General features: G+C 67.7%; 20 protein-coding genes. 11 read left to right on the top strand and 9 right to left on the bottom strand.

Annotated features, from left to right (window positions below; translation table 11 throughout):
• Positions 1 to 24: 24 nt before the first annotated feature.
• Entirely contained in the window at positions 25 to 1,326 is a 1,302-nt protein-coding gene (locus ASF32_RS13735; RefSeq protein WP_244478147.1) for an alpha/beta hydrolase, read from the bottom strand.
• 290 nt (positions 1,327 to 1,616) lie between these two features.
• Between ASF32_RS13735 and ASF32_RS13730 the strand changes: the two genes are divergently transcribed.
• From ASF32_RS13730 to ASF32_RS13690, 9 genes are all read left to right on the top strand, one after another.
• Entirely contained in the window at positions 1,617 to 2,786 is a 1,170-nt protein-coding gene (locus ASF32_RS13730; protein WP_056429361.1) for a polysaccharide biosynthesis/export family protein, read from the top strand.
• A 410-nt stretch (positions 2,787 to 3,196) separates the two neighbouring features.
• Positions 3,197 to 4,264: a branched-chain amino acid ABC transporter substrate-binding protein gene (locus ASF32_RS13725; RefSeq protein ID WP_244478149.1), complete on the top strand. Its 1,068-nt coding sequence runs from the start codon at positions 3,197 to 3,199 to the stop codon at positions 4,262 to 4,264.
• Between the two features lie 123 nt (positions 4,265 to 4,387).
• Positions 4,388 to 5,485 (top strand): TRAP transporter substrate-binding protein DctP, encoded by a 1,098-nt coding sequence (gene dctP, locus ASF32_RS13720; protein WP_156467818.1) that lies wholly within the window; start codon positions 4,388 to 4,390, stop codon positions 5,483 to 5,485.
• 439 nt (positions 5,486 to 5,924) lie between these two features.
• Positions 5,925 to 7,343: a deoxyribodipyrimidine photo-lyase gene (locus tag ASF32_RS13715; RefSeq protein WP_056429357.1), complete on the top strand. Its 1,419-nt coding sequence runs from the start codon at positions 5,925 to 5,927 to the stop codon at positions 7,341 to 7,343.
• A gap of 306 nt (positions 7,344 to 7,649) precedes the next feature.
• Positions 7,650 to 9,020: a chloride channel protein gene (locus tag ASF32_RS13710; RefSeq protein ID WP_056429355.1), complete on the top strand. Its 1,371-nt coding sequence runs from the start codon at positions 7,650 to 7,652 to the stop codon at positions 9,018 to 9,020.
• Between the two features lie 48 nt (positions 9,021 to 9,068).
• Positions 9,069 to 9,248 (top strand): DUF1328 domain-containing protein, encoded by a 180-nt coding sequence (locus tag ASF32_RS13705; RefSeq protein ID WP_018044058.1) that lies wholly within the window; start codon positions 9,069 to 9,071, stop codon positions 9,246 to 9,248.
• A 46-nt stretch (positions 9,249 to 9,294) separates the two neighbouring features.
• Positions 9,295 to 10,155 (top strand): SDR family oxidoreductase, encoded by an 861-nt coding sequence (locus ASF32_RS13700; RefSeq protein WP_082470527.1) that lies wholly within the window; start codon positions 9,295 to 9,297, stop codon positions 10,153 to 10,155.
• Between the two features lie 116 nt (positions 10,156 to 10,271).
• The gene (locus ASF32_RS13695; RefSeq protein WP_056429351.1) at positions 10,272 to 10,523 is read left to right on the top strand and encodes a type II toxin-antitoxin system ParD family antitoxin; all 252 of its coding nucleotides are present in this window, start codon (positions 10,272 to 10,274) and stop codon (positions 10,521 to 10,523) included.
• Positions 10,520 to 10,837 carry a type II toxin-antitoxin system RelE/ParE family toxin gene (locus ASF32_RS13690; protein ID WP_056429350.1) on the top strand — a complete coding sequence of 106 codons (318 nt, stop codon included), beginning with the start codon at positions 10,520 to 10,522 and terminating at the stop codon, positions 10,835 to 10,837. The genes ASF32_RS13695 and ASF32_RS13690 overlap by 4 nt, the downstream gene beginning before the upstream one ends.
• A 16-nt stretch (positions 10,838 to 10,853) precedes the next feature.
• Here ASF32_RS13690 and ASF32_RS13685 read toward each other — a convergent pair whose 3' ends face one another.
• The 6 genes from ASF32_RS13685 to ASF32_RS13660 form a co-directional block, all read right to left on the bottom strand.
• On the bottom strand, positions 10,854 to 12,554 hold the full coding sequence (locus ASF32_RS13685) for a lysine--tRNA ligase (RefSeq protein ID WP_056429347.1): 1,701 nt from the start codon (positions 12,552 to 12,554) through the stop codon (positions 10,854 to 10,856).
• A 217-nt stretch (positions 12,555 to 12,771) separates the two neighbouring features.
• Complete coding sequence (gene uraD, locus ASF32_RS13680; protein WP_056429345.1) at positions 12,772 to 13,290, bottom strand: 2-oxo-4-hydroxy-4-carboxy-5-ureidoimidazoline decarboxylase; 519 nt, start codon at positions 13,288 to 13,290, stop codon at positions 12,772 to 12,774.
• Between the two features lie 188 nt (positions 13,291 to 13,478).
• Entirely contained in the window at positions 13,479 to 14,858 is a 1,380-nt protein-coding gene (locus tag ASF32_RS13675) for an MFS transporter (protein WP_056429342.1), read from the bottom strand.
• A gap of 131 nt (positions 14,859 to 14,989) precedes the next feature.
• A complete protein-coding gene (gene uraH, locus ASF32_RS13670) occupies positions 14,990 to 15,343 on the bottom strand; it encodes a hydroxyisourate hydrolase (RefSeq protein WP_056429340.1) in 354 nt (117 codons plus the stop codon).
• Between the two features lie 51 nt (positions 15,344 to 15,394).
• Positions 15,395 to 15,931, bottom strand: a complete 537-nt coding sequence (gene uraH, locus ASF32_RS13665) for a hydroxyisourate hydrolase (protein WP_056429338.1) — start codon at positions 15,929 to 15,931, stop codon at positions 15,395 to 15,397.
• Positions 15,932 to 15,977: 46 nt separating this feature from the next.
• Entirely contained in the window at positions 15,978 to 17,345 is a 1,368-nt protein-coding gene (locus ASF32_RS13660) for an MFS transporter (RefSeq protein WP_056429336.1), read from the bottom strand.
• Positions 17,346 to 17,593: 248 nt separating this feature from the next.
• On the opposite strand from ASF32_RS13660, the gene ASF32_RS13655 reads away from it, so the two are divergent.
• On the top strand, positions 17,594 to 18,658 hold the full coding sequence (locus tag ASF32_RS13655; RefSeq protein WP_056429335.1) for a nitronate monooxygenase family protein: 1,065 nt from the start codon (positions 17,594 to 17,596) through the stop codon (positions 18,656 to 18,658).
• Between the two features lie 37 nt (positions 18,659 to 18,695).
• Here the strand turns inward: ASF32_RS13655 and ASF32_RS13650 are convergent, their stop codons facing one another.
• Positions 18,696 to 19,517, bottom strand: coding sequence for a transporter substrate-binding domain-containing protein (locus ASF32_RS13650; RefSeq protein WP_311275491.1), 822 nt, complete (start codon positions 19,515 to 19,517; stop codon positions 18,696 to 18,698).
• Between the two features lie 135 nt (positions 19,518 to 19,652).
• Here ASF32_RS13650 and ASF32_RS13645 point away from each other — a divergent pair, with 135 nt between their 5' ends.
• Positions 19,653 to 21,521, top strand: a complete 1,869-nt coding sequence (locus tag ASF32_RS13645; RefSeq protein WP_056429331.1) for a glycosyltransferase family 2 protein — start codon at positions 19,653 to 19,655, stop codon at positions 21,519 to 21,521.
• A gap of 22 nt (positions 21,522 to 21,543) precedes the next feature.
• Here the strand turns inward: ASF32_RS13645 and ASF32_RS13640 are convergent, their stop codons facing one another.
• Positions 21,544 to 22,122 (bottom strand): SCO family protein, encoded by a 579-nt coding sequence (locus ASF32_RS13640; RefSeq protein WP_056429330.1) that lies wholly within the window; start codon positions 22,120 to 22,122, stop codon positions 21,544 to 21,546.
• Between the last annotated feature and the right edge of the window lie 674 nt (positions 22,123 to 22,796).

The raw sequence follows: 22,796 nt of genomic DNA, 5'->3' as shown, positions 1-22,796 counted from the left end.
GCGGGCCCTGATCCGGTTCGATGCTCAAGACCCGGTCGCCGTGCCGGTGTCGATCCGGGGGCCTTTCACCCGGTCCCGCAGGCGCTGCGGGCCGAGCGCCATGGCGAAGAAGTCGTATTCGCCGCGACGATCGTTGGCGAAGAGAAACTGGAAATGCATCCGGAACGGCCGCCATCGCACTTTGAGGTAGGTTTCCGGGTCGATGATCTCACGGAACTTGGCCGAGCGCACCAGCGGGTTGCGCGGGGGGCGGCCGCCGAGGTCGAGGGGCAGGCGCTCCACCGGATCGAAATCGGGGAAGTTCATCCAGTCCTGGGGGGCATAATAATCGACCCAGACGATCCGCTCCGAGACGACGAGGCTCGCGATGTCCGATTGCACCCGGCGCGCCTCCTTCTGCAGGGCGACGATGGGCAGGCCCGAGCCGAGGGTCAGCAAGGAAAAGGCCGTCGTTCCCGTGCCGATCGCCGAATCGGCGGCGAGCACGCGGGCGGCGACTTCCACCGCCGTGAGCGCTCCGGTCGAATGGCCGAGGATGAGCACTTCATCGAGCTCCGTACCCTCCGCCCGGAATGCCGCCAGGCGGTTCACGACCAGGGCGGCGAAAGCGTCGACGCGGGTTTCGTAGTCGCGCCGCCGGCCCTGGCCGTGCTGCCAGTTGAAGACCCAGTCGTTGAGCAATTGCCAGAAGAACGCGCGTTCCAGCAGGGCATCGAGGGATTTGATCCAGACGAGGCCGGCCGCGAGGCCCAGCGGCACCGTCACCCAGGCCGGCCATTGCAGGCTGTGCCCGAATCCGTCTCCCAGATGAGCATGGATCTGATGTGCGATCAGGCCGCTCACGAGGGTGAGGAGGAGGATCAGGCCGAGCGGATAGAGGATGACGTTGCCGTATTTCCAGTTCAGCCGGTAGAACTTCACCGCCATGCCGGTGACGATGGCCTGGAGGCTGCCCGCGAACAGCAGGAGGACGCTGACGATGCGCCAGCGGGCGAAATCCTTGAGCACGATGTCGTCCCAGAGCAGGACGTCGTAGCTCGTCTCCGCTCCGCCGACCTCCGGTTCGGCGGCCACGGTCCAGCGCTGGGAAAGCCCGTCCGCTCCCATGACCGCGCGTCCGGGGCGGCGCTTGGGCTCACCGAACCTCTTGGCATGGAGCGTCAGCTCCCGCACGAACAACATGCGGTAGCGGGTACGCCCTTCCGGATCGTAGCCCGGCACATAGAAGACGTGCCGGCGCCGCACGGGGCTTCGTGCGCCGTCACCGTGGGTCCGCTCGGCGCGCGCGCCGGGAGGGCGGTCGGGGATCGTGTCAGACAAAGGCATCCTGCTCGGCTGTCCTCGCAGGTGCCCCCTGCTCGTAGGTCGGGAAATTCGCACGCCGATCCGCCCACCGTCGAGCGATTTCGGCAGTAAGACGAGACAGATGCGGCCAAGTAGCCCCGTACGTCGTCCGTTGCGAAGCGCCGACGGCAAGTCCAGGAGCTCGGCATGTGGGTATCGGGGACGATCCGTTGCACGCGTCCCGACGGGACGGCACTGTGTCCAACCCGCCACGGACAGTGACAAGGCTTTGGTTTAGGCAGCGGATGAGAGAAACCGACAGGCGAAACTGCATGCGCACTCTGCCTATCGTCCTTATCACCACGCTTTCGGTGTCGGGATGCGGCGCTTTCCTGCCCGCCGCCGGCCCGTCGACCACGGCCGTGGTGGACGGCGCGGATCAGGCGACGAGCGAAGGGACCTTCGCCCGCTACGAACTCATCGACATGAACTCCGCCGTGGTGGAGGCCCTGCGCGGACGCTCCCTCGATAGCCTGTTCGCATCCTTCGGCGATCGTCGCGCTCCGGCGGAATCCGTGATCGGCATCGGCGACGCCGTGGCTGTCTCGGTGTTCGAAGCCGGTTCGGGCGGCCTGTTCTCGGGCCCGCTCACGGTCAATTCGTTCTCCGCCGGCTCGAAGGCGGCGCAGCTGCCCGAGCAGGTCGTCTCGCGCGACGGCGCGATCTCGATCCCCTATGCCGGCCGGATCCAGGTGGCCGGACGGCGGACGCAGGACGTCCAGGCGCTGATCGAGACGGAGCTCGCCGGCAAGGCGATCCAGCCTCAGGTGATCGTCACCGTGACCCGGCCGGTCTCGCAATCGGTGACAGTCGGTGGTGAATCCATCGGCGGCGCCCGCGTCCCGCTCGGTACCCAGGGCGATCGCATCCTCGACGTCATCGCCACCGCAGGCGGGGTCAAGACGCCCGTCAACGAGACCTTCGTGCGCCTGTCGCGGGGCGGCACGACGGCGACGGTGCCGCTGACGACGGTGGTGTCGAACCCCAAGGAAAACATCTACCTGCGCCCCAACGACAACCTCACCCTGGTGCGCGATCCCCAGACCTTCCTGGCGGTCGGCGCGCTGGGTCAGGCCACGGAAATCCCGTTCCAGGCCGAGGGCATCACGTTGGCGCAGGCGCTGGCCAAGGCACGCGGTCAGCGCGATGCCGATGCCGATCCGACCGGGACCTTCATCTTCCGCTTCGAGCCGGCGGCGGTGGTCCGTCGCTTGAAGCCCGGAAGCCCGCTTCTCGGGACACCTCTCGTTCCCGTGGTCTATCGCGTCGACATGCGCGACCCGAACAGCCTGTTCCTCACCCAGGCCTTCCGCATGCGCAACCGCGACATGGTCTACGTTTCGAATGCGCCGTTCACCGAGATCAAGAAGGTCCTCTCCGTCTTCTCGGCGGCGGCCCAGCCGGTCATGACCGGCGTACGCGTCGGCGGTTCCTTCGACTGAGGCCGGCCGGATCGTCATGGGTCGGATCGTCATGGGCCGGGGCGTCTTGGACCGGGGCGGTTCGGTTCCGCACCGACCGCGCGGGGTCTTGCACGCACTTGCGTTATGGACCGCCTTGCCTCACGGCTCGACGATGCCATGGGTGCCGGGGGGCAACTCGTAGGGCCCGCTCGTCTTAAGAGTGGACCGGACGGGTTTTGGGGCGGGGCGACATGAGGATGAGACGGGTGGCCTGCTTTTTCGGGCTGGCGAGCGTGGCCCGCCATCTGGCCTCGCGGCGCAAGGCCGCCGCAACGTTACGGAAGGCCGCCGCCACGTCACGGAAGGCCGCCGCCACGCGACCGAACACCGCCGCCACGCTGCTGAGATCCGCTGTCACCACGCGAAGCGCCGCGTGCGGAAGTCTCGCCGTGTTCCTGGCCGTCGCGCCCGCCCATGCCGACGTGACCGTCGGCGTGGCGGTTCCGCAATCGGGTGCCTATGTCGCCGTCGGCGAGCAGGTTCTTCGTGGGGTTCGCGCCGCGGTGCGGGACGCCAACGCCAAGGGCGGCCTCGCCGGGCAGACGATCCAGCTCGACGTCCAAGACGATGCCTGCGATTCCAACAAGGCCGTGGGAGTCGCCAAGCATTATGCCGCGAGCGATGTGCGGCTCGTCGTGGGTCATGTCTGTTCCAACGCCTCGCTGGCGGCGTCCGAAGTCTATGCCGCCAACGGCATCGCCATGGTCACGGCGGCGTCCGTCGCCGCCAAGCTCACCGATCGCGGCCTCCAGAACGTGTTCCGGGTATGCGGGCGCGACGACGATCAGGCCAAGCTCTCGGCCACGGTGCTGGCGGAGCGTTTCCGCGACAAGAAGATCGCCATCCTCAACGACCAGAGCCCCGGCTCCCGGGCGCTCGCCGCCGCCACCAAGGACAACCTCAACCGGATCGGCATCAACGAGGCCCTGGCGACCGCGTTCGTCGCCAGCGACGCGGACGATGCGGCCCTGGCAGACCGGCTGAAGGAAGCGGGGATCTCGGTGGCCTATTACGGGGGCGACGCTCTCGAAATGGGCCGCCTCGTGCGGATCTCGGCGGAACGGGGCTTCCGGCCACAATGGTTCGGCACCTCCGCCATCGCCACGCAGGATTTCGCCACCGCGGCCGGGCCGGCCAGCAACGGCGTGCTGATGACCTTCTACCTCGATCCGCGCCGCAAGCCGGAGGCGGCTGCCGTGGTCCAGGCGCTCAAGGCGCAGGGCGGCGACGTGGAGGGCTCGACGATCTATGGCTACGCCGCCCTTCAGGCCCTGGTGGAGGCGGGGAACTTCGCCCGCAGCACGGATGCACGCCGCATCGTCTCCGCGCTCCATACGGAGCGGTTCGATCTCGTCCTCGGTTCGGTCGGTTTCGACGGCAAGGGCGACGTCACCGCCCAGGGCTACGTGCTCTATGTCTGGAAGGACGGGAGCTTCACCTACGCGCCCCCTCCCTGACGCAGTTCGGCCGGTGAGGCCGAAGGAAGGGCGCGCGCGAAGGAATATCGGATCGTTTTGCCTCCTGCCCCGTTCGTGAACGGACCGAGAGACGGGGGAAGCGAGTTTTTGAAGCGAGTTGTCATGGCCTCACACCCTGCGCGCCGCAGCCTGCTCGCCGCCGGATTGGGCGGTGCCGCCGCCCTGTCGATGGGAGCGGCCCGGGCCGAGACGATGCCCGAGACGCGCTGGCGGCTGGCCTCCCACTATCCGAAATCCCTCGATGTCCTGTTCGGCGCGCCGGAGACGCTCGCGCGCCTCGTGGCCGAGGCGACGGACGGTCGTTTCCAGATCCAGGTGCTTGCGCCGGGTGAGCCGGTCCCGGCCGAGGGCGTGATCGATGCGGTGTCCGCCGCGACGGTGGAGATGGGACACGCGCCGGCCACCCTCGGCAGCGGCAAGGACCCGACCTTCGCTCTCGCCTCCGCCCTGCCCTTCGGCCTCAATGCCCGCGGCCAGAATGCATGGTGGCTCCAGGGCGGCGCAGCCGACCTGTTCGCGGAGGTCTTCGCCAAGCATGGGTTGGTGAGCCTCCCCGGCGGGAATACCGGGGCGCAGATGGGTGGCTGGTTCCGCCGGGAGGTGAAGAGCGCGTCCGATCTCCAGGGCATGAAGATCCGCATCGCGGGTCTCGGTGGTCAGGTGCTGGCGAAGTTCGGCGCGGTGCCCCAGACGACGCCCGGGCCGGAGATCTATGCCAGCCTCGAATCGAAGGCCCTCGATGCGGCGGAGTGGATCGGCCCCTACGACGACGAGAAACTCGGATTGCAGAAGGTGGCGCCCACCTACCATTACCCCGGCTTCTGGGAAGGGAGCGCGATGCTGCATTTCTGGATCGGCGCCGAAGCCTGGAAAGCCTTGCCGAAGGCCTATCGCGCCATCCTCCAGGCCGCCGCCGCCCAGGCCCATGCCGAAGTCCTGGCGAAATACGATGCGCGCAACCCCCGCGCCCTCCGCCGTCTGGTGGCCGCCGGCGCCCAGCTCCGGCCCTTCCCCCAGGACGTCATGGAGACGGCCCTGAAGCATTCCAACGACGTCTATGCCGAGATTTCTGCCAAGAACGCCGATTTCAAGCGCATCTACGAGGCGATGAAGACCTTCCGGAACGAGGAATATCTCTGGTTCCAGGTGGCGGAATACACCTACGACAATTTCATGATCCGGGCCCGCGCTCGCGGATGAGCACCCCGTGCTGACGGGCGCTGCGTGGCTGCGGACAGAAAAAAGGCCGCTCCGAAGAGCGGCCCGAAGTCTAGGGAGGAAACGCCCAAGAAGGGCAGCGGGAGCGCGACGCCATCGCGTTCCCGCAATGCACAATCTGAGCGTCCTGGGCGGAAATGCAAGGCCGTTCGTGCAACGGAGCCATCTGTTTTCGTGTGGCGTCGCACTTCGTAATCCCGCTGTAACGAAAATGTCGCAGGCCAAGATCAGCCCCAGTCTTCCTGGTCATCCGTGTGATGCAAGCCGATGAGTGCATTCGGAAACCAGGCCTCTGCATTGGGTGGAACGCCACGAATTCTAGCGTTTCCATCTCCCTGACCCGCACCTCGCGAGATCATTCATCTTCACCTCCCGCTTGGCGGGAGAGCAAACTTCGACGGAAACGGGGCGGTGTCACACGATGGCGATACAGGCGAAGCGCATACGGGACTTGAACGACGCCGAACCCGATGCGGACGGCTCCTACGTCCTCTACCTGCTGCAGCAGGCCAACCGCGCCCATCGCAACCCGGCCCTGGAACTCGCCATCGAGGAGGCCAACCGGCTCGGTCTTCCCGTCGTCGTCTGTTTCGGACTTCTCGACGGCGCCAACGGGTTTCCCGAAGCCAATGCGCGCCACTACGCCTTCCTGCTGCAAGGGCTCGCCGACGCGAAGGCAGGGCTGGAGGCGCGCGGCATCCATTTCGTGATGCGCAAGGCCTCGCCAGCCGAGATCGCCATCGACCTTTCGGCCAAGGCGGCCCTCCTCGTCCTCGACCGGGGCTATCTCGCCATCCAGAAGCGCTGGTACGGCGAGATCGCGAAAGCCGTGACGATCCGCGTCGTCCAGGTGGAGGGGGACGTAGTGGTGCCGGTGGAGGTCGCCTCCCCGAAGCATGAATTCGCGGCCCGCACCCTGCGCCCCAAGATCCTGAAGCTCCTCGACGAGTATGTGGAGGAGCTCAAACCCCGCACCGTGAAACACAAGGCCGGGCGCGAGCTGCCGAAGAGTGAGATCGACGTGTCGGACCCGGAGGCGGTGCTGGCGGGAATGAGCCTCGACCGCGAGGTCGCTCCGGTGACGCGCTTCACCGGCGGCGAGACGGAGGCGCGCCGGCGCCTGAAGGCCTATCTCGCCGGGCCGTTCGGCTCCTACGGCACCGACCGCAACCGGCCCGAAGCGGGGGCCGCCTCGCATATGAGCCCCTACCTGCATTTCGGGCAGATCTCGCCGGTGGAGATCGCCCTGGCGGTACGGGCCTCGAAGGCGGGTGCGTCGGAGGACAAGGCCTCCTATCTCGAGGAACTCGTGGTGCGGCGGGAGCTCGCCATGAACCATGTGAACTACACGGAGCGCTACGACAGTTTCGAGCATGCGGTGCCGGACTGGGCGCGCAAGGCCCTGGCCGAACACGCCGATGATGAGCGGCCCACGCTCTACACCGAGGCCGAACTCGCCGAGGGCAAGACCCACGATGAATACTGGAACGCCGCCCAGGCCGAGATGCGGGTGACCGGCTACATGCACAACCACCTACGCATGTACTGGGGCAAGAAGATCCTCGAATGGTCTCCGAGCGCGGAGGAAGGGTTCAACCGCACCCTGCGCCTCAACAACCGCTACTTTCTCGACGGGCGCGACGCCAATTCCTTCACTAACGTCGCCTGGGTCTACGGCCTGCACGACCGCCCCTGGGCGCGCCGTCCGATCTTCGGGACGGTGCGCTACCAGAGCGAGAACTCGCTCCGGAAATTCGACGCCAAGGCCTATCTCAAGACCGTCCGCGAACTCTGCCAAGCCGAGGAGAAGGCGGGAAAGACACCGCGCAAGACAAGCTGAGGAGCGGTACACGCCTTGCGTCGCGGGCCTCGCCTAGCAAGTGTCCTTGCTTCGTGAGGGGGCTTGCTTGGCAAGTGTCCCTGGGCCTTCGGTTCGTGCCGGACAAGCGCCGTACACGCTCGTGATCCTTCCCGTCTTTCCGGGGCGCCAGAGGCGAGCCCGGAATCCAGAACTACCGGTGGAGCAGAATGAAGATCGACCTCTGGTCCTGGATTCCGGGCTCCGCTCCGCAGCCCCGGAAAGACGGGGTCGGTTCACGAACGTGTCGCCCATCCGACGATCGATCGCCCACGCAGGCCGGCGATCATGCTTGAGCCCGCTCCCGCCTCCCCTCCGCCGCGCAGGCGACTGGAACGCTGGCGCGGCGCGGCCTCCGATGCGGCGCCGCTATGGCGGCAGCGCCTGCTGTTCCTGTTCGGGGGGCTTTGCGTCGGGCTCGCCGCCGTGGCGATGGCCAAGCTCGCCGATTGGGCGCACGAGATATTCCGCTGGATCGTCTCGCCCTCCCCCCTCGTCGCCCTGGTGCTGACGCCGCTCGGCTTCGCCATCGCGATCCTGCTCGCCATTCGGGTGTTCCCGAACTCGCAAGGCTCGGGGATTCCCCAGGTGATCGCCGCGCGCCATACGGAGGACCCGGCGATCCGCAACGCCCTGGTCTCCCTCAAGACGGCGTTCGGCAAGATCCTGGTCATGACGCTGGGCCTCGTCTGCGGCGCCTCGACGGGGCGCGAGGGGCCGACCGTCCAGGTGGGGGCCGCGATCATGGCGGCATTCGGCCGGCTCGACGCCGAACGCCTGCCGGGTGTCATCCTCGCCGGTGGTGCGGCAGGGGTCGCCGCCGCTTTCAACACCCCCATCGCCGGCATCGTCTTCGGAATCGAGGAGTTGAGCCGGACCTACGAGGCGCGTACCAGCGGCCTCATCGTCGCCACCGTCATCGCGGCCGGGCTGACCGCGCTGGCGATCCAGGGCGACTACACGTATTTCGGCACCACCAAGGCCGCCCTGCCCTTCGGGCCGGGATGGCTCGCGGTGGCGATCCTCGGCGCGCTCGGGGGCATCGCGGGGGGCCTGTTCGGCCGCGTCACCCTCCTCTTCGCCAGGGGGCTGCCCGGTCGGATCGGTGGCGCCATCCGCCGCCACCCCATCGTGTTCGGCGCCCTCTGCGGGCTCGGCGTCGCCCTCTGCGGCCTCGCCTCCGGCGGTACGGTCTACGGCACCGGCTATGAGGAGGCCCGCGCCATGCTGCACGGCACCGATACCGGGCATCCGGCCTATGCCCCGCTGAAATTCCTCGCGACGGTGTTCTCCTCCATCAGCGGCATTCCCGGCGGCCTGTTCGCCCCCTCCCTCAGCGTCGGGGCGGGGATGGGCGTCTGGCTGCACGGCCTGTTCGCGGGCGTGCCCATCGGCGCGCTCGTGCTCATCGGCATGGTCGCCTACCTCACCGGCACGCTCCAGGCGCCGATCACCGCCTTCGTCATCGTCACCGAGATGACCCAGGACCATGCGATGATGATCCCGCTCATGGTCACCGCCCTCATCGCCGACGCGGTCTCCAAGCTGATCTGCCGCGAAGGGCTCTATCACGCGCTGGCCGCCACCATCCTGGAGAAGGCCGAATCCGGTGCCGCGCCCGTCATCGCGACGCCGCACAAGCTTGAGCGGAACGCTTGACCCGACAGGAGGGTTATCGGTCGTTCCGCACGCTGGAGTTTTGCGCGTATGACCCTTCTCAAATGGGCCCTCATCTGTTTCGTCATCTCGCTCCTGGCGGGCGGCCTCGGCTTCACCGGCATCGCCTCGGGCGCGCGCTCCCTGTCGCGCATCCTGTTCGGTGTGTTCCTGGTGATCGCCATCGTGATCGTGGTGCTCGCTTTGGCTGTCGGCCAGGCGGTCTTCTAAGCGGTCATCCGATCGGAAACCGGGCCGGCGGGAGTTCGTGACGTCCATGGCGAACGCCGTACCCATTCCCGGAAAGATCTGTCTCGTGACCGGCGCCACCTCGGGCATCGGCTACGAGACGGCCTTGGGGCTGGCACGGGCGGGGGCCCGTGTCGGGATCGTCGGCCGTGATGCCGGCCGAACCGACGAGGCGGCGTCCCGCATCCGCGACGCGGTGCCGGGCGCCGTCATCGACGTATTTCTCGCCGACCTCTCTTCGCAGGCTGAGATCCGGCGTCTCTCCGCCGAGGTGCGGGCGCTCTATCCACGCCTCGACGTGCTCGTGAACAATGCCGGCGCCATCTTCGATGCCCGGCACGTGACAGTGGATGGCCTGGAGCGGACCTGGGCGCTCGACCATCTCGCCTACATGCAACTGACCCTGGACCTCCTCGACCTGATGAAGGCGAGCGCGCCCGCTCGCATCGTGAACGTCGCCTCGAGGGCGCATAAGCGCGGCCTGATCGATCTCGAGGATCTCGACGGGGCGCGCCGCTACGGCACGTGGAAGGCCTATTCCCAGGCCAAGCTCGGCAACGTGCTGTTCACCGCCGCCCTGGCCCGTCGCCTCGCCGGCACAGGTGTCACCGTGAATTCGCTCCATCCTGGCGTGATCGCCAGCGGTTTCGCCGGCGGCACCGGGGGATGGTTCGGCATCAGTTGGTCGCTGGTCCGGCCCTTCCTCAGCAACCCGGCCGATGGGGCGGCGACCTCCCTGCATCTGGCGACCTCGCCGGAGGTGGCGGGCGTGAGCGGCCTGTACTTCTCGAAATGCAGCCCCGTCCCGACCTCTCGCCACGGACGCGATCAGGCGCTTCAGGAACGGGTCTGGGCGTTGAGCCTGCGGCAGCTCGGACGGGCGGAATAGGGCGGCGGCCGCCCGCCGGTGGGATCGCCTGATTCCGGCCCCTTCTCAATCCGCTCCCATATCAAAAAATGCACCGTTTATGATATTCTTCGCATCGATTCACAGGCGAGGACGGCATGAACGTATCTGTTGGCGACCGGTGGGAGGGGTTTATCTCCCGCATCGTGCAGGATGGCCGCTATGGCTCGGCGAGTGAGGTGGTTCGCGAAGGCCTTCGCCTCGTCGAAGAGCGCGAGGCGAAACTCCAGGCCCTGCGTCGGACCTTGAGCGAGGCCGTTGAGGCGGGCGGTGACGCGAGCGAGGATGAGATCGATGCCGCGCTCGCGGCAAAGAGCGCGGAACTCAAGGCTCTGGGCTATGTGGAGTGAGCAAGGTTCGGTTCCTCGCCTTCGCGCGAACCAACCTCGTCGATATCCTCGGCCACGTCACTGAAATCAGTGGCAGCCTCACCACCGCACAGGGGTTCGTTGCGCGACTTCGCCGGCAATGCCATCGATTGGCGAGGCTCCCGGGACGGCTCGGCCGGTCACGTCCGGAATTGCAGAGCGACCTACGTAGCTTTCCTTGCGAAAGCTACGTGATCTTCTTCCGCTATGAGGCCGGGACTGTAGAGATCGTGGCGATGCTGCATGCCAGCCGGGATCCCGGTCCTCACCTCACCGATCATCCGTCCAGCGAATAATCGGTGAGGTCGAGGATCACGCTAGTGAGGCCGTCTCGCACGAGGCCGGCACGAACGCGCCGGACAGGGCCTTCTCGATCAGCACCTGCGTCTCCGCTACGCCGTAGAGCGCGATGAACGAGCCGAAGCGCGGTCCGCGCGCCTCGCCGAACAGCACGTTGTAGATGGTGGTGAACCAGGCCTGCGACACGCCGGGCCGTCCGTCCGGGCTCTTGGCCTTGCCGGACAGGTCGGGGAAGTGCCGCCGCCCGACCTCGTAGACCACGGCCTGCAGCCCTTCTGGATCGGTGGAGCCCTTGTGGGCATCGAGCGTCTGCGACAGGTCGGCAAGGGCCGCCCTCTCCTCCTCCGTCGCCGCGCGGTAGGTCTTGGCCGGACGCACGAGGTCGCGGAAATACGCGAGCGCATGGCCGACCAGCTTGTCGAGGACCGGATGGGTCTGCGGCCCGATCTCCGGGTCATAGCGGCGGATGAAGCCCCACAGCACCGCCGGGTCCTCGGTATTGGCGACAGCCGCGAGGTTGAGCAACATGGCGAAGTTCAGCGAGCCGCCCTTGCCCACGGCTTCAGCCGCCGGCGGGTGGCCGGCATGGAGGTGCCAGACCGGGTTGCCGAGCTGTTGCGCCGGCTCCTGGCCGGGGAACTTCTCGAGGAAGTTCAGGTAATCGTCGACCTGACGCGGGATCATCTCCACGAACAGGCGCTTGGCCTCGCGCGGCTTGTTGTACATGAACAGGGCAAGACTGTCGGCGGTGCCGTAGACGAGCCAATCGTCGATGGACAGGCCGTTGCCCTTCGACTTCGAGATCTTCTTGCCCTCCTTATCGAGGAAGAGCTCGTAGTTGAATCCCTCCGGCGGCTCGCCGCCGAGGGCACGGGCGATCTCGCCGGAGAGCTTCACCGAATCGATCAGATCCTTGCCGGCCATCTCGTAATCGACGCCGAGCGCCACCCAGCGCATGGCCCAATCCGGCTTCCACTGCAGCTTGGCGTGGCCGCCGGTGACCGAGGTCTCGTAGGCAGTGCCGGTCTTGGGGTCGCGCCAGACCAGGGTGCCGGCGGAGACCCGCACCTCGTCGATGGCCACCTGCATCACCTCCCCGGTCTCCGGGTGCAGCGGCAGGAACGGCGAATAGCTCGCCGAACGCTCGGCCCGGAGCGATGGCAGCATGATCGCCATCACGGCCTCGTAGCGGTCGAGCACCGTCAGCAGGGCCGTGTCGAACAGGCCGGCCTTGTAGCATTCGGTGGCCGAGCGGAACTCGTAGTCGAAGCCGAAGGCGTCGAGGAAGCGGCGCAGCTCGGCATTGTTGTGCGCGCCGAAGCTGTCATGCGTGCCGAACGGGTCGGGCACGCGGGTGAGCGGCTGGTTCAGCGCCGGGATCAGGATCTGCTTGTTCGGAACGTTGTCCGGCACCTTGCGCAGGCCGTCCATGTCGTCCGAGAAGGCGATGAGCCGCGTGGGCACGCTGTCGTTGGTGAGCACGCGGAAGGCGTGGCGCACCATGGAGGTGCGGGCCACCTCGCCGAACGTCCCGATATGCGGCAGGCCCGACGGCCCGTATCCGGTCTCGAACAGCACTTCCGATTTCGGCTTGCGCTCCAGCCGCGCCACGAGCTTGCGCGCCTCCTCGAAGGGCCAGGCAGCCGCATGGGCGGCGGCCTCCACCAGGGCGGGGTCGAGGGCGAGCGGAGACGAGACGGGCGGGGCGGACATGGAATGGGCGTCAGTTCTGCGAGAAGACACGGGACGGCCGGAACCGGCCGGATGCGGCCGGGCACCCTAGGGAGCGGGCCGGGGAGGGTCAACGCGGAGGTGCGATGCGAGTCTTTGGCGAGGCCGGGGCCGAGGTCGCTCGAAGCCAGGCTTTGATGCTCGGTACGTCGAACAAGCGGGCATTCCCGACCCTTGCGGGGGCCGAGCGCGAACGCTCTCAGTCGCTCGCCCCCGAGATCAGCATGTCCAGGCGCATCCGCGTGATCGCGCCGATCTCGTCGAGGGCGGTGGCCTCCTCCTCGGCCTGTCCCCGTCCGAGGCGGGCCTCGAACACCGCGAGGATCTCGGCCCGGCTGCGGCCCCGTACGGCGATGATGAAGGGGAAGCCGAACCTCTCCCGGTAGGCGGCGTTCAGGCGGTCGAAGGCCGCCGCATCCTCCGGCGGGAGGTGGTCGAGGCCGGCGCTGCCCTGCTCGCTCGCCGAGTCGGCCGTCATGGCCCGCGCCCGTGCTTCGGGCCCGGCGAGTTCCGGATGCCCGTTGAGGAAGGCGAGGCGCTGCGCCTCGGGCGCATGGCGCACCGCGTCCATCATCGTGGCGTGCAGGTCGGCCACGCTGGAGAAGGGGCGGGCCGGCGCCACCGCTTCGGCGACCCAGGCCGCGTGTTCGAACACCCCGCCGAGCAGAGCGACGAAGGCGTCCCGGTCGAGACGGTGGATGGCGGCCAGATCCGACAAAGGCTTCAACTCCCGCGATAATCCGTACGACGACCCGGCGTGAACGGCATCGGCACGGGATCATGCTCCCTGGCATCGACCATGGCGAACCCCGCCACCCTTTGTCCACGGCGATCTCCGCCTCGCTCACGGGGGCAGCCTCGTCGGGGCGCGGTCGACGCTCCCGCCCCGGGCACGGCCGTGGCGGTTCAGGCTGGCTCGGGCGCGGCGCCGGTAGTGCCCCGGCGCTCGCCGGCCGGGGTGGCGGGCGGGACGAAGGCGAGGATCAGCACGATCGTCGCGAGCTCGAAGACCGCGATCAGCCACAGGCCGGCGGAGGCCGAGCCGGTATGCTCGCGTAGATAGCCCATCACCGCCGGAGCGCCGAAGCCCGCCAGGTTGGCCACCGAGTTGATCAGCGCGAAGCCGGCCGCGGCGGCGGAGCCTGCCAGGAACCGTCCGGGAATCTGCCAGAAGACGGGGATCGCGCTCATCGTACCGGCGATCGCCACGGCGAGTGCGACCATGGCCAGAACCGGGTTCGACCGGATCAGGAACCCGACGAGGGCGATGGCCAGTGCCCCGATCATGGCCGGCACACCGCAATGCAGGCGCACCTCTCCGGTGTGATCGGAATGGCGCCCGTTGAGCACCATGCCGATGCCGCCGAACAGGAAGGCGGCGGCCATGATCCAGCCGATGGTGAGCGGGTCGGTGAAGCCTGCATCATGCACCACGCTCGGCCCGAAGAAGATCAGCGCCGAGTACCCCATGACGAGGCAGAAATAGATCGCGATGCACTGCCAGACCCGGACATCCTTCAGGGAGGCGAGGACGCCGTGCTCGCGCGGACCCAAGGCCTCGGCGTCGCGGGCGAGGTCGGCTTCGATCAATGCCCGCTGCTCCGGTGTCAGCCAGTTGGCCTTGGCGGGGCGGTCGGTGAGAACGTTGCCGAGGAAGAAGATAGTGACGAGCCCTGCGAGGATCGAAGGGATACCCTCCAGCAGGAACACCCATTGCCAGCCGTCCCAGCCATTCACGCCGTCGAGCCCGGTGAGGATCGCCCCGGCCAGCGGCCCGCCGATCACTCCGGCGATGGCTGCAGCCGACATGAAGAGGCCGAGCACCCTCGCCCGCCGCGCGCTCGGATACCAGTAGGTGAGGTACAGGACCACGCCTGGGAAGAAACCGGCTTCGAACACTCCGAGCAGGAAGCGCAGCACGTAGAAGAAGGCCGGCGTGGTGACGAACATCATCGCCACGCAGCAGGCGCCCCAGAGGAACGTGATCCGCGCGATGGTCTTGCGGGCGCCGACATGTTCCAGAAGCAGGTTGCTCGGTACTTCGCACAGGAAGTAGCCGATGAAGAAGATACCCGCGCCGATGCCGTAGACCGTCTCGCCGAACTTGAGATCGGACAGCATCTGCAGCTTGGCGAAGCCGATATTGACCCGGTCGATCCAGGACAGGATCCAGAGCATCATCAGGAACGGCAGCAGGCGCCAGGTGATCCGGCGGTAGGCCGCGTCGAGTGACGGGTTCTGTCCGACCGATGACGTAGGATGAGTTGGATATGACCGGATCGCCATGGATCGCCCCGAAGATGGTCGCGTCATCGGCGGCGATGAAACTCTCACCGAAGTGCCGAGACGAGATGGACCCTCCCCTTATGCAATCCAAATCCTGATCGGGCCGTAAATCTCGACCCGTTCCGGCATGGTCAGCTTCCGCGATAAGTGGTGCAATTGCCGGGCGTGCACAGCATCGGCACGTGGTAATGCTGCTTGGCGTCGAACACCGCGAACCGCACCACCGGGTTGTCCACGAAGATGTCCGCCTCGCTCACGCCGGGCCGGCTCTTCAGATAGCCGTCGATGAAGAATTCGAGCTGGTACTGGCCGATCTTCGCCTCGGCCGCCGGCAGGATCGGTGTGTCGGTGCGCCCGTCGGCATTGGTGACGACGCTCTTCACGAGGCGCCAGCGCCCCTCCTCCATCACCGAAAAGTCGATGCGTACGCCGGGCGCGGGGCGCCCGCGCTCCGAGTCGAGGATATGTGTCGTGATGCCGGCCATCGGGTCTCTCGGATCATGTCGTGGGTAAGCGGTTGCGGACGGTCGGGGCGCTCAGCTGCCGCGATAATACGAGTAGCCCCAGGGCGTGAACAGGATCGGCAGATGGTAGCGCTGGCTCGCGTCGCGGATGTGGAAGCGGATCGGGACGAGGCTCAGGAAGTTCGGGCTCGGCAGCGCCACGCCGATCCGGGCGAAGTATTCCTCGACATGCATCAGCAATTCGTAGCGCCCGGTCTTCAGGGCGTCGTCGATGAGGAGCGGCTCGGGCGAGCGGCCGTTGGCCCCCGTCGTGATCGTCTTGATCGGCCGGTAGGTGTCGCCCTCGCGCACGGAGAGGTCGCAGACCATGCCCGCGCCCGGTGTGCCGTGGAAATTGTCGATGGCGTGCATGGTGAGGCGCGGGCCGAGGCCGGATTGCATCGTCGGGCCGGTGTTCAGGGCGCCCGGCTGCGCAGGAGCCGGGGCGGGCGCGCCCTGGGCCAGCACGGTGCCGGTGGCGGCGACCGTGCCGCCGAGACCGATTCCGGCAAGGCCGGCGCCTACCAGGCTGCGGCGCGTGAGGTCGGGTCGCTCAGGGGGGTGGTTCAACTGTGTCTCCTGCAGAGGGCCGGTTCCGGCGCGGCCGGGGGCGGGGTCAGGCCGGCTCATGGGCGGCACGGGCGGCGGCCCGGCGCTCCAGCGCCGGGGTTGAGGGTGGGACGAAGGCGAGGATCAGCACGATCGTCGCGAGTTCGAAGGCCGCGACCAGCCACAGGCCGGCGGAGGCCGAGCCGGTATGCTCGCGCAGGTAACCCATGAGGGCGGGGGCGCCGAAGCCTGCGAGGTTGGCCACCGAATTGATCAGGGCGATGCCGGCCGCGGCGGCCGAGCCCGCCAGGAACCGCCCGGGGATCTGCCAGAAGACGGGGATCGCGCTCATCGTACCGACGATCGCCACGGCGAGCGCCAGCATGGCCAGAACCGGGCTCCACGGGACCAGGAACCCGACGAGGGCGATGGCCAGCGCCCCGATCGTCGCCGGGATCCCGCAATGCAGGCGCGCCTCGCCGGTCCGGTCGGAATGGCGCCCGTTGAGGATCATCCCGATGCCACCGCACAGATAGGCCGCCGACATGATCCAGCCGACGGTGAGCGGGTCGGTGAAGCCGGCATCGCGCACCACGCTCGGCCCGAAGAAGGTCAGGGCCGAGTTCGCCATGATGATGCAGAAGAAGATCGCGATGCACTGCCAGACCCGGACATCCTTCAGGGAGGCGAGGATGCGATGTTCGCGTGGACCCAGAGCCTCGGCGTCGCGGGCGAGGTCCGCCTCGACCAGCGCCCGCTGCTCTGTCGTCAGCCATGTGGCCTTGGCGGGACGGTCGGTCAGGTAGAGGAGCGTGACGAACCCTGCGAGGATCGAGGGGATGCCCTCCAGCAGGAACACCCATTGCCAGCCTGCCCAGCCGTTGACGCCGTTCATGCCGGTGAGGATCGCCCCGGCCAGCGGCCCGCCGATCACCCCGGCGATGGCCGAGGCCGACATGAAGAGGCCGAACACCTTCGCCCGCCGCTCACTCGGGTACCAGTAGGTGAGGTACAGGATCACGCCCGGATAGAAGCCGGCTTCGAACACTCCGAGCAGGAAGCGGAGCACGTAGAAGAAGGCCGGTGTGGTGACGAACATCATCGCCACGCAGCAGGCGCCCCAGAGGAGCGTGATCCGCGCGATGGTCTTGCGGGCGCCGATATATTCCAGCAGCAGGTTGCTCGGCACCTCGCACAGGAAATAGCCGATGAAGAAGATACCCGCGCCGATGCCGTAGACCGTCTCGCTGAATTTGAGATCGGACAGCATCTGCAGCTTGGCGAAGCCGATATTGACCCTGTCGATCCAGGACAGGATCCAGAGCATCATCAGGAACGGCAGCAGGCGCCAGGTAATCCGGCGGTAGGCCGCGTCGAGCGACGGACGAGGTCCTGCCGATGACGCATCGGAAACTGGATATGACCGGATCGCCATGGATCGCCTCAGGGTCCGTCACACCATCGGCGCCGATGCAAACCACGCCGAAACATTAGCAATAGTTGGACCATGTTCCCGCGCGATCCGACATCCGACCGGGCCGTGAAACTCGCCTGCGAGCGAGGTTATCCACGCCGGGCGAGGCTTTTCATCGCGTTCCTCAGGGCTGCGGAGCCAACCGGAAACCTTCGCGCTTCGATGGTGTAGACAGACGGTGATCGACGCCTTGCCAAGGAGACCATGCCATGTGGCCCGACAGACGCTTCCTCGATCTCGTCGGTCTGGATCATCCCATCGTCCAGGCCCCGATGGTGGGGCCTCGGGGCCAGCTCACGGCCGCCGTCTCCACCACCGGCGCCCTCGGGTCGCTGGCCTGTGCCGCCCTGAACGCCGAACAGGTGCGCAGCGAGGTCGCGGCGATCCGCCTGAACACGGATCGTCCGTTCAATCTGAATTTCTTCTGCCACGCTCCGGCCGCCGCCGATCCGGCCCGCGAGGCCGCATGGCTCCAGCGCGTGACACCCTATTACCGCGAGCTCGGCCTCGACCCGACAGTACCCGTCGCCATGGCCAACCGCGCGCCCTTCGACGAGGCAATGTGCGCCGTCGTGGAGGATCTGCGCCCGGCGGTGGTCAGCTTCCATTTCGGGCTTCCCGAGGCCGCCCTCCTCCGCCGCGTCAGGGAAGCGGGCTGCCTCGTCGTCTCGTCCGCCACCACGGTGCGTGAGGCACGCTGGCTCGATGAGCGTGGCGTGGACGCGATCATCGCCCAAGGGGCCGATGCCGGGGGCCATCGCGGCATGTTCCTCACCGATGCGGTGGAGTCCCAGGTCGGCACCTTCTCTCTGGTGCCGCAGGTGGTGGACGCGGTGCGCGTCCCAGTCATCGCGGCGGGCGGCATCGCCGATGCGCGCGGGATCGCCGCGGCGCTCATGCTCGGCGCGTCCGCCGTCCAGATCGGCACGGCCTACCTCCTCTGCCCGGAGGCCGGCATCTCCGCCGTTCATCTCGCCGCCCTGCGGGCCGCCCGCGACGAGGATACGGCGCTCACCAACGTCTTCACGGGGCGCCCCGCCCGAGGGCTCGTCAACCGTGCTTTGGCGGAGCTCGGCCCGGTGAGCGCCGACGCTCCCGCCTTTCCCTCCGCCGCCGTGGCGCTCCAGCCCCTGCGCCAGCGCGCGGAGGCGGGAGGCTCGGGCGATTTCTCGCCGCTCTGGTCCGGTCAGGCGGCGTCCCTGGCACGGGAAACGGGGGCTGCGGACCTTACCTTGCGGCTGGCGGACGAGGCGCGCGGGATGCTGAGGATGTAAGGCCAGCCCGGCGCCCTGAGGGGGATGGGCCGGCGAGTCAGAACGGACTGACGGGGAAGAACCGCAGGTACAACTCTGCGTATTTCCCTTCGTCCCAGAGCCTTTGCAGGGCTTCGTCGAGGGCGCGGGAGAGGGCCGTATCCTCTCGGCGGGTGACGAGGCCGATGCCTTCGCCGAAATAGTGGTTTTCGAGGTAGTCGCCGCCCACCAGCGCGCAGCAGTTCGACGAATCGATGCCGCCGATCCATAGGGCGAGGTTGAGCCCGTCGGCGAAGACGTAGTCCACGTCGCCGCGCCGCAGCGCCCCTTCGGCGGTGGCGAGGTCGGTGAACTCGCGCGCCTCCGCCTGGGGAAAGAACGCCTTGAGATAGGCCGCATGCGCGCTCGCCGCGACGATTCCGACGGACTTGCCCGCCAGGGCCTTGGCCGATGGGGCGGGAAGGCCCTTGTCGGTGCGGGCGGCGAAGCGCGCCGGCCAGCGAAAATACGGACGGGTGGCGAGGAACCGGCTGCGCAGGGTCGGCGTCAGCGGGATGGCGGCGGCGACCACGTCGCCCTGCCGGTCGGCCAGCCCGTCGAGCAGCGTATCGAACCGGCGCGCCTGGATGGTGCAGCTGAGCGTCAACCGTTCGCAGACCGCCCGGACGAGTTCCACCACGAAGCCGGTCGGCGCACCGTCAGGGCCGGCGAAATGCAGGGGCGGGAACTCGTCGTCGGTGAGGAAGCGGATGGCGCGCGCCGTCTGCGGCGCCTCGATCCGTTCGAGCCGGCTGCGCGGATTCCAGAAATTCGGGATCGTCACGCCCGGCGAGGTGGCTTCCTGCGCCGACGCCGGCGAAACGGCGAGGAGCGCCGTCACCAGCAAAGCGGCTGCGGACCGCCTGCCTCGGGTTGACGGCCTGGTTGTATCTGTGTCGCACTGGTTGTGCGCGGGAATCGTCTGGCTCACGGCTCTCCCCCTATCACGTTCCCGGGCCTCGGGGAGCCGGTTCCGGTGTCGATCGTCGGTTTCAGGAACCTGCGCGGCAAAACGGTGGCACTGCCTCCGGAGATCGCGTTTCTCCTCAGCCACGCCGCGTCCCCGCTGATGCTGGCGAAGGCTGCGGCCCTGGCCCGGGCGAGCGGCACCGATGCCGCCACCACCCTGATCCAGGCCGGGTTGATGGAAGAGGAGCGCTTCTACCGCGCCCTCGCGCTCACCCTCGGGGCGCGGTTCCTCGGCGGAACCCTACCCCTCGGCGCAGGCGCGCGGTTTCCCGACAGCCTGATCGCGGGCGTCGCCCCCCTCGCACTGGGAATGGGGGCGGCGTTCGTCTATGCCCCTCGGGGGCGCGCGATCGCCGAATTGCTGCAGGGGCGCAGCCCGACGGGGCTGATGCCGGCGATCACCACGCCGACCGCCCTGCGCCACGCGATCTTCGCCCAACGCGCGGCGGGAATCGCCGCCCATGCCTCGGACGACCTTCTCAGGAGGAGGCCGGACTGGGCCTACAATGCCGCCCCCGTGGCGCCGCTCCTCGCTCTGGCCGGTCTCATCTTCGGGGCGCTCGTTCTCGCCATGGCCAGCCTGCCGGCGCTCCTCGTCACGGCGGCCTGGGTCCTGGTGCAGGTCGGGTTCCTCGCCCTCCTCACCTTTCGCGTGGCCGCCATCGGGCCGACCGGCGAGGTTGCGCCGGAAGACCTGCCCGGACCCGGGCTGCCGGATGGCGACCTGCCGGTCTACACGGTGTTCGTGGCGCTCTACCGGGAGGCGGCGGTGGTGCCGCGCTTGCTGGAGGCGCTGACGCGCTTCGATTACCCGGTGGCGAAGCTCGACATCAAGCTCCTCACCGAGGCCGACGATGCCGCCACGGCGGGGGCGCTCGCCTGCCTCGCCCTGCCGGCACATGTGGAGGTCGTCGTCGTGCCGCCGGGGCTGCCAAAGACCAAGCCGCGCGCCCTCAACGCCGCCCTGCCCCTGGCGCGGGGAAGCTGCCTCGTGGTCTACGACGCGGAGGACGTGCCCGATCCCGGCCAGTTGCGGGCGGCAGCCGAGGCCTTCGCCCGCGCCTCCCCGCGCACCGCCTGCCTGCAGGGCCGCCTCGTCATCGACAATGCCCGCGATTCCTGGCTCACACGGTGCTTCGCCCTCGAATACACGGCCCTGTTCGACGTGCTCGGCCCGGCACTGGCGGCGTGGCGGCTGCCGACGCCGCTCGGCGGCACCTCCACCCATTTCCGGACCCATATCCTTCGCGCCGTCCATGGCTGGGATGCCTGGAACGTCACCGAGGATGCCGATCTCGGCCTGCGGCTGGCGCGGGCCGGCTACGATGTGGGTGATCTGCCGAGCAGCACGATCGAGGAGGCGCCGGCCCGCTACAAGGCCTGGCTCAACCAGCGCACCCGCTGGATGAAGGGCTTCCTCCAGACCAGCCTCACCCATGGCCGCACCCCCATGGCGACCTTCCGCGAGCTCGGCCCGCTGGCGAGCCTCTGCGCGCTGGCCCTCATCCCCGGTACGGTGGTCTCGGCCCTGTCCTACCCGTTCCTGATGCTGCCGGCCGTGGTCTCCCTGTGGCCGGGCCGGATCGAGGCGGGGAGCGATTTCTGGGCGAATCTGCCCACCGGCACCGCGATCACGGTCCTCGTCTCCGGCTTCGTGGCGATGTTGCTGCCCGCCTATATCGGCTGCCGGCGACGGGGCTGGCACGATCTCGTCCCCTTCGTGCCCCTGCTGCCGGCCTATTTCCTGCTCGTCAGCCTCGCCGCCTGGCGCGGGGTGATCGAGCTGATCCTCGCACCCGACCGCTGGAACAAGACCGAACACGGCCTGTCCCGCACCTCGCGCAGCGGGGCGCTGACACCGCACCCGCCGCGATGACGGGGCACAGCACCATGACGCGTTACAGCGCCTTGGCGAGTTCCGCCGCCGTCTGGTCGGCGGGTTTCGTCAGGTTGAGGGCGTTCACGAAGCGGTTCCGGCCATCCATGATGTAGACCAAAGCCGTGTGCTCCATCGTGTAGTCGTCCCCCTTGGTCGGCACCTTGCGGACATAGGCGCGGTAGGCCTTCACGGCGGCGTTGACCTCCTCCTGCGAGCCGGTGAGGCCGACGATGCGGGGATCGAAACTGGCGAGGTAGGTCTTCAGGGCCTCGGGCGTGTCGCGCTCGGGATCGACCGCGATGAACAGCGCCTTCGTGTCCTTGCCCTTCGGCCCTAGCGCCTGGAGCACGTCACCGATCTGCTGCAGCGTCGTCGGGCAGACATCGGGGCAATGCGTGAATCCAAAGAAGACGAGATGGGTCGCCCCGGCGAAATCCCGCTCGGTGACGCGCCGTCCGTCCTGGTCGGTGAGGGTGAAGGGGCCGCCGACGCTGCTGGTCGCCACCTGCCCCGCCTTCGGCACGAGCATCACGGTGGCCGCGACGCCGAGCGCCACGAGGCCGAGGGCGAAGAGGATGAGGGGAAGGGCGCGACGCATGGGGAGCCTTCAAGCCGGTTCCGGAGGGACGCTGCGGCAAGAGCATGGGTCGGGGATGCGGGCAACCGTCAATGTGTCGCCGGGGGGCTGCAGGATCATATGGCAGAGGCGGGAATAGAGGCGCCTGAAATTGCAAGATGCTCAGAATATTGTCCCTTTTTAGTGTAAATTTAGGTGAGAATACCTTTCTTCTGAAGTAGTGCTAGGCGAAGAGCCAGATTGGTATGCCTGTTGTGAACCTCACATTGGAGAGACATTTTTAGGACCGCTACCAGCGGACAGCTCGGCTCGGCAGGTGAGTCTACGTATGTCGATTCCACGGTAAGATTGCCTCTTGTCCGCACGTCAGTGAGCTTGCAAAGCTCTACTCCTGCTTGTGGAGTGATACCTACTGTGATCGGCTATTTTCAGCTTCTCCGGAATATCGGCCAGTTCGATAGCATTCGACCAAACACGCTTTCGTTCAGAAAATTGACTCTGATTTATGCGGAGAATGGCAGGGGCAAAACGACGCTTGCCTCCATATTGCGCTCGGCTGGTACCGGAGACGCTGAGCTGATTGCGGATCGGAGGAGACTAGAGCCGTGCCCGCTCAGCTTGGATCATAGGCATCGTATCCAGCGGCGGTGAGATAGTTGCGGCACTCGTTCGGCCGGAAGGCAGAGAAAGCCTCT

This window comes from Methylobacterium sp. Leaf91 (assembly GCF_001422815.1).
In the GTDB taxonomy this organism is placed as follows: Bacteria; Pseudomonadota; Alphaproteobacteria; order Rhizobiales; family Beijerinckiaceae; genus Methylobacterium.
This window is presented reverse-complemented; position numbering and strand designations above follow the sequence as displayed.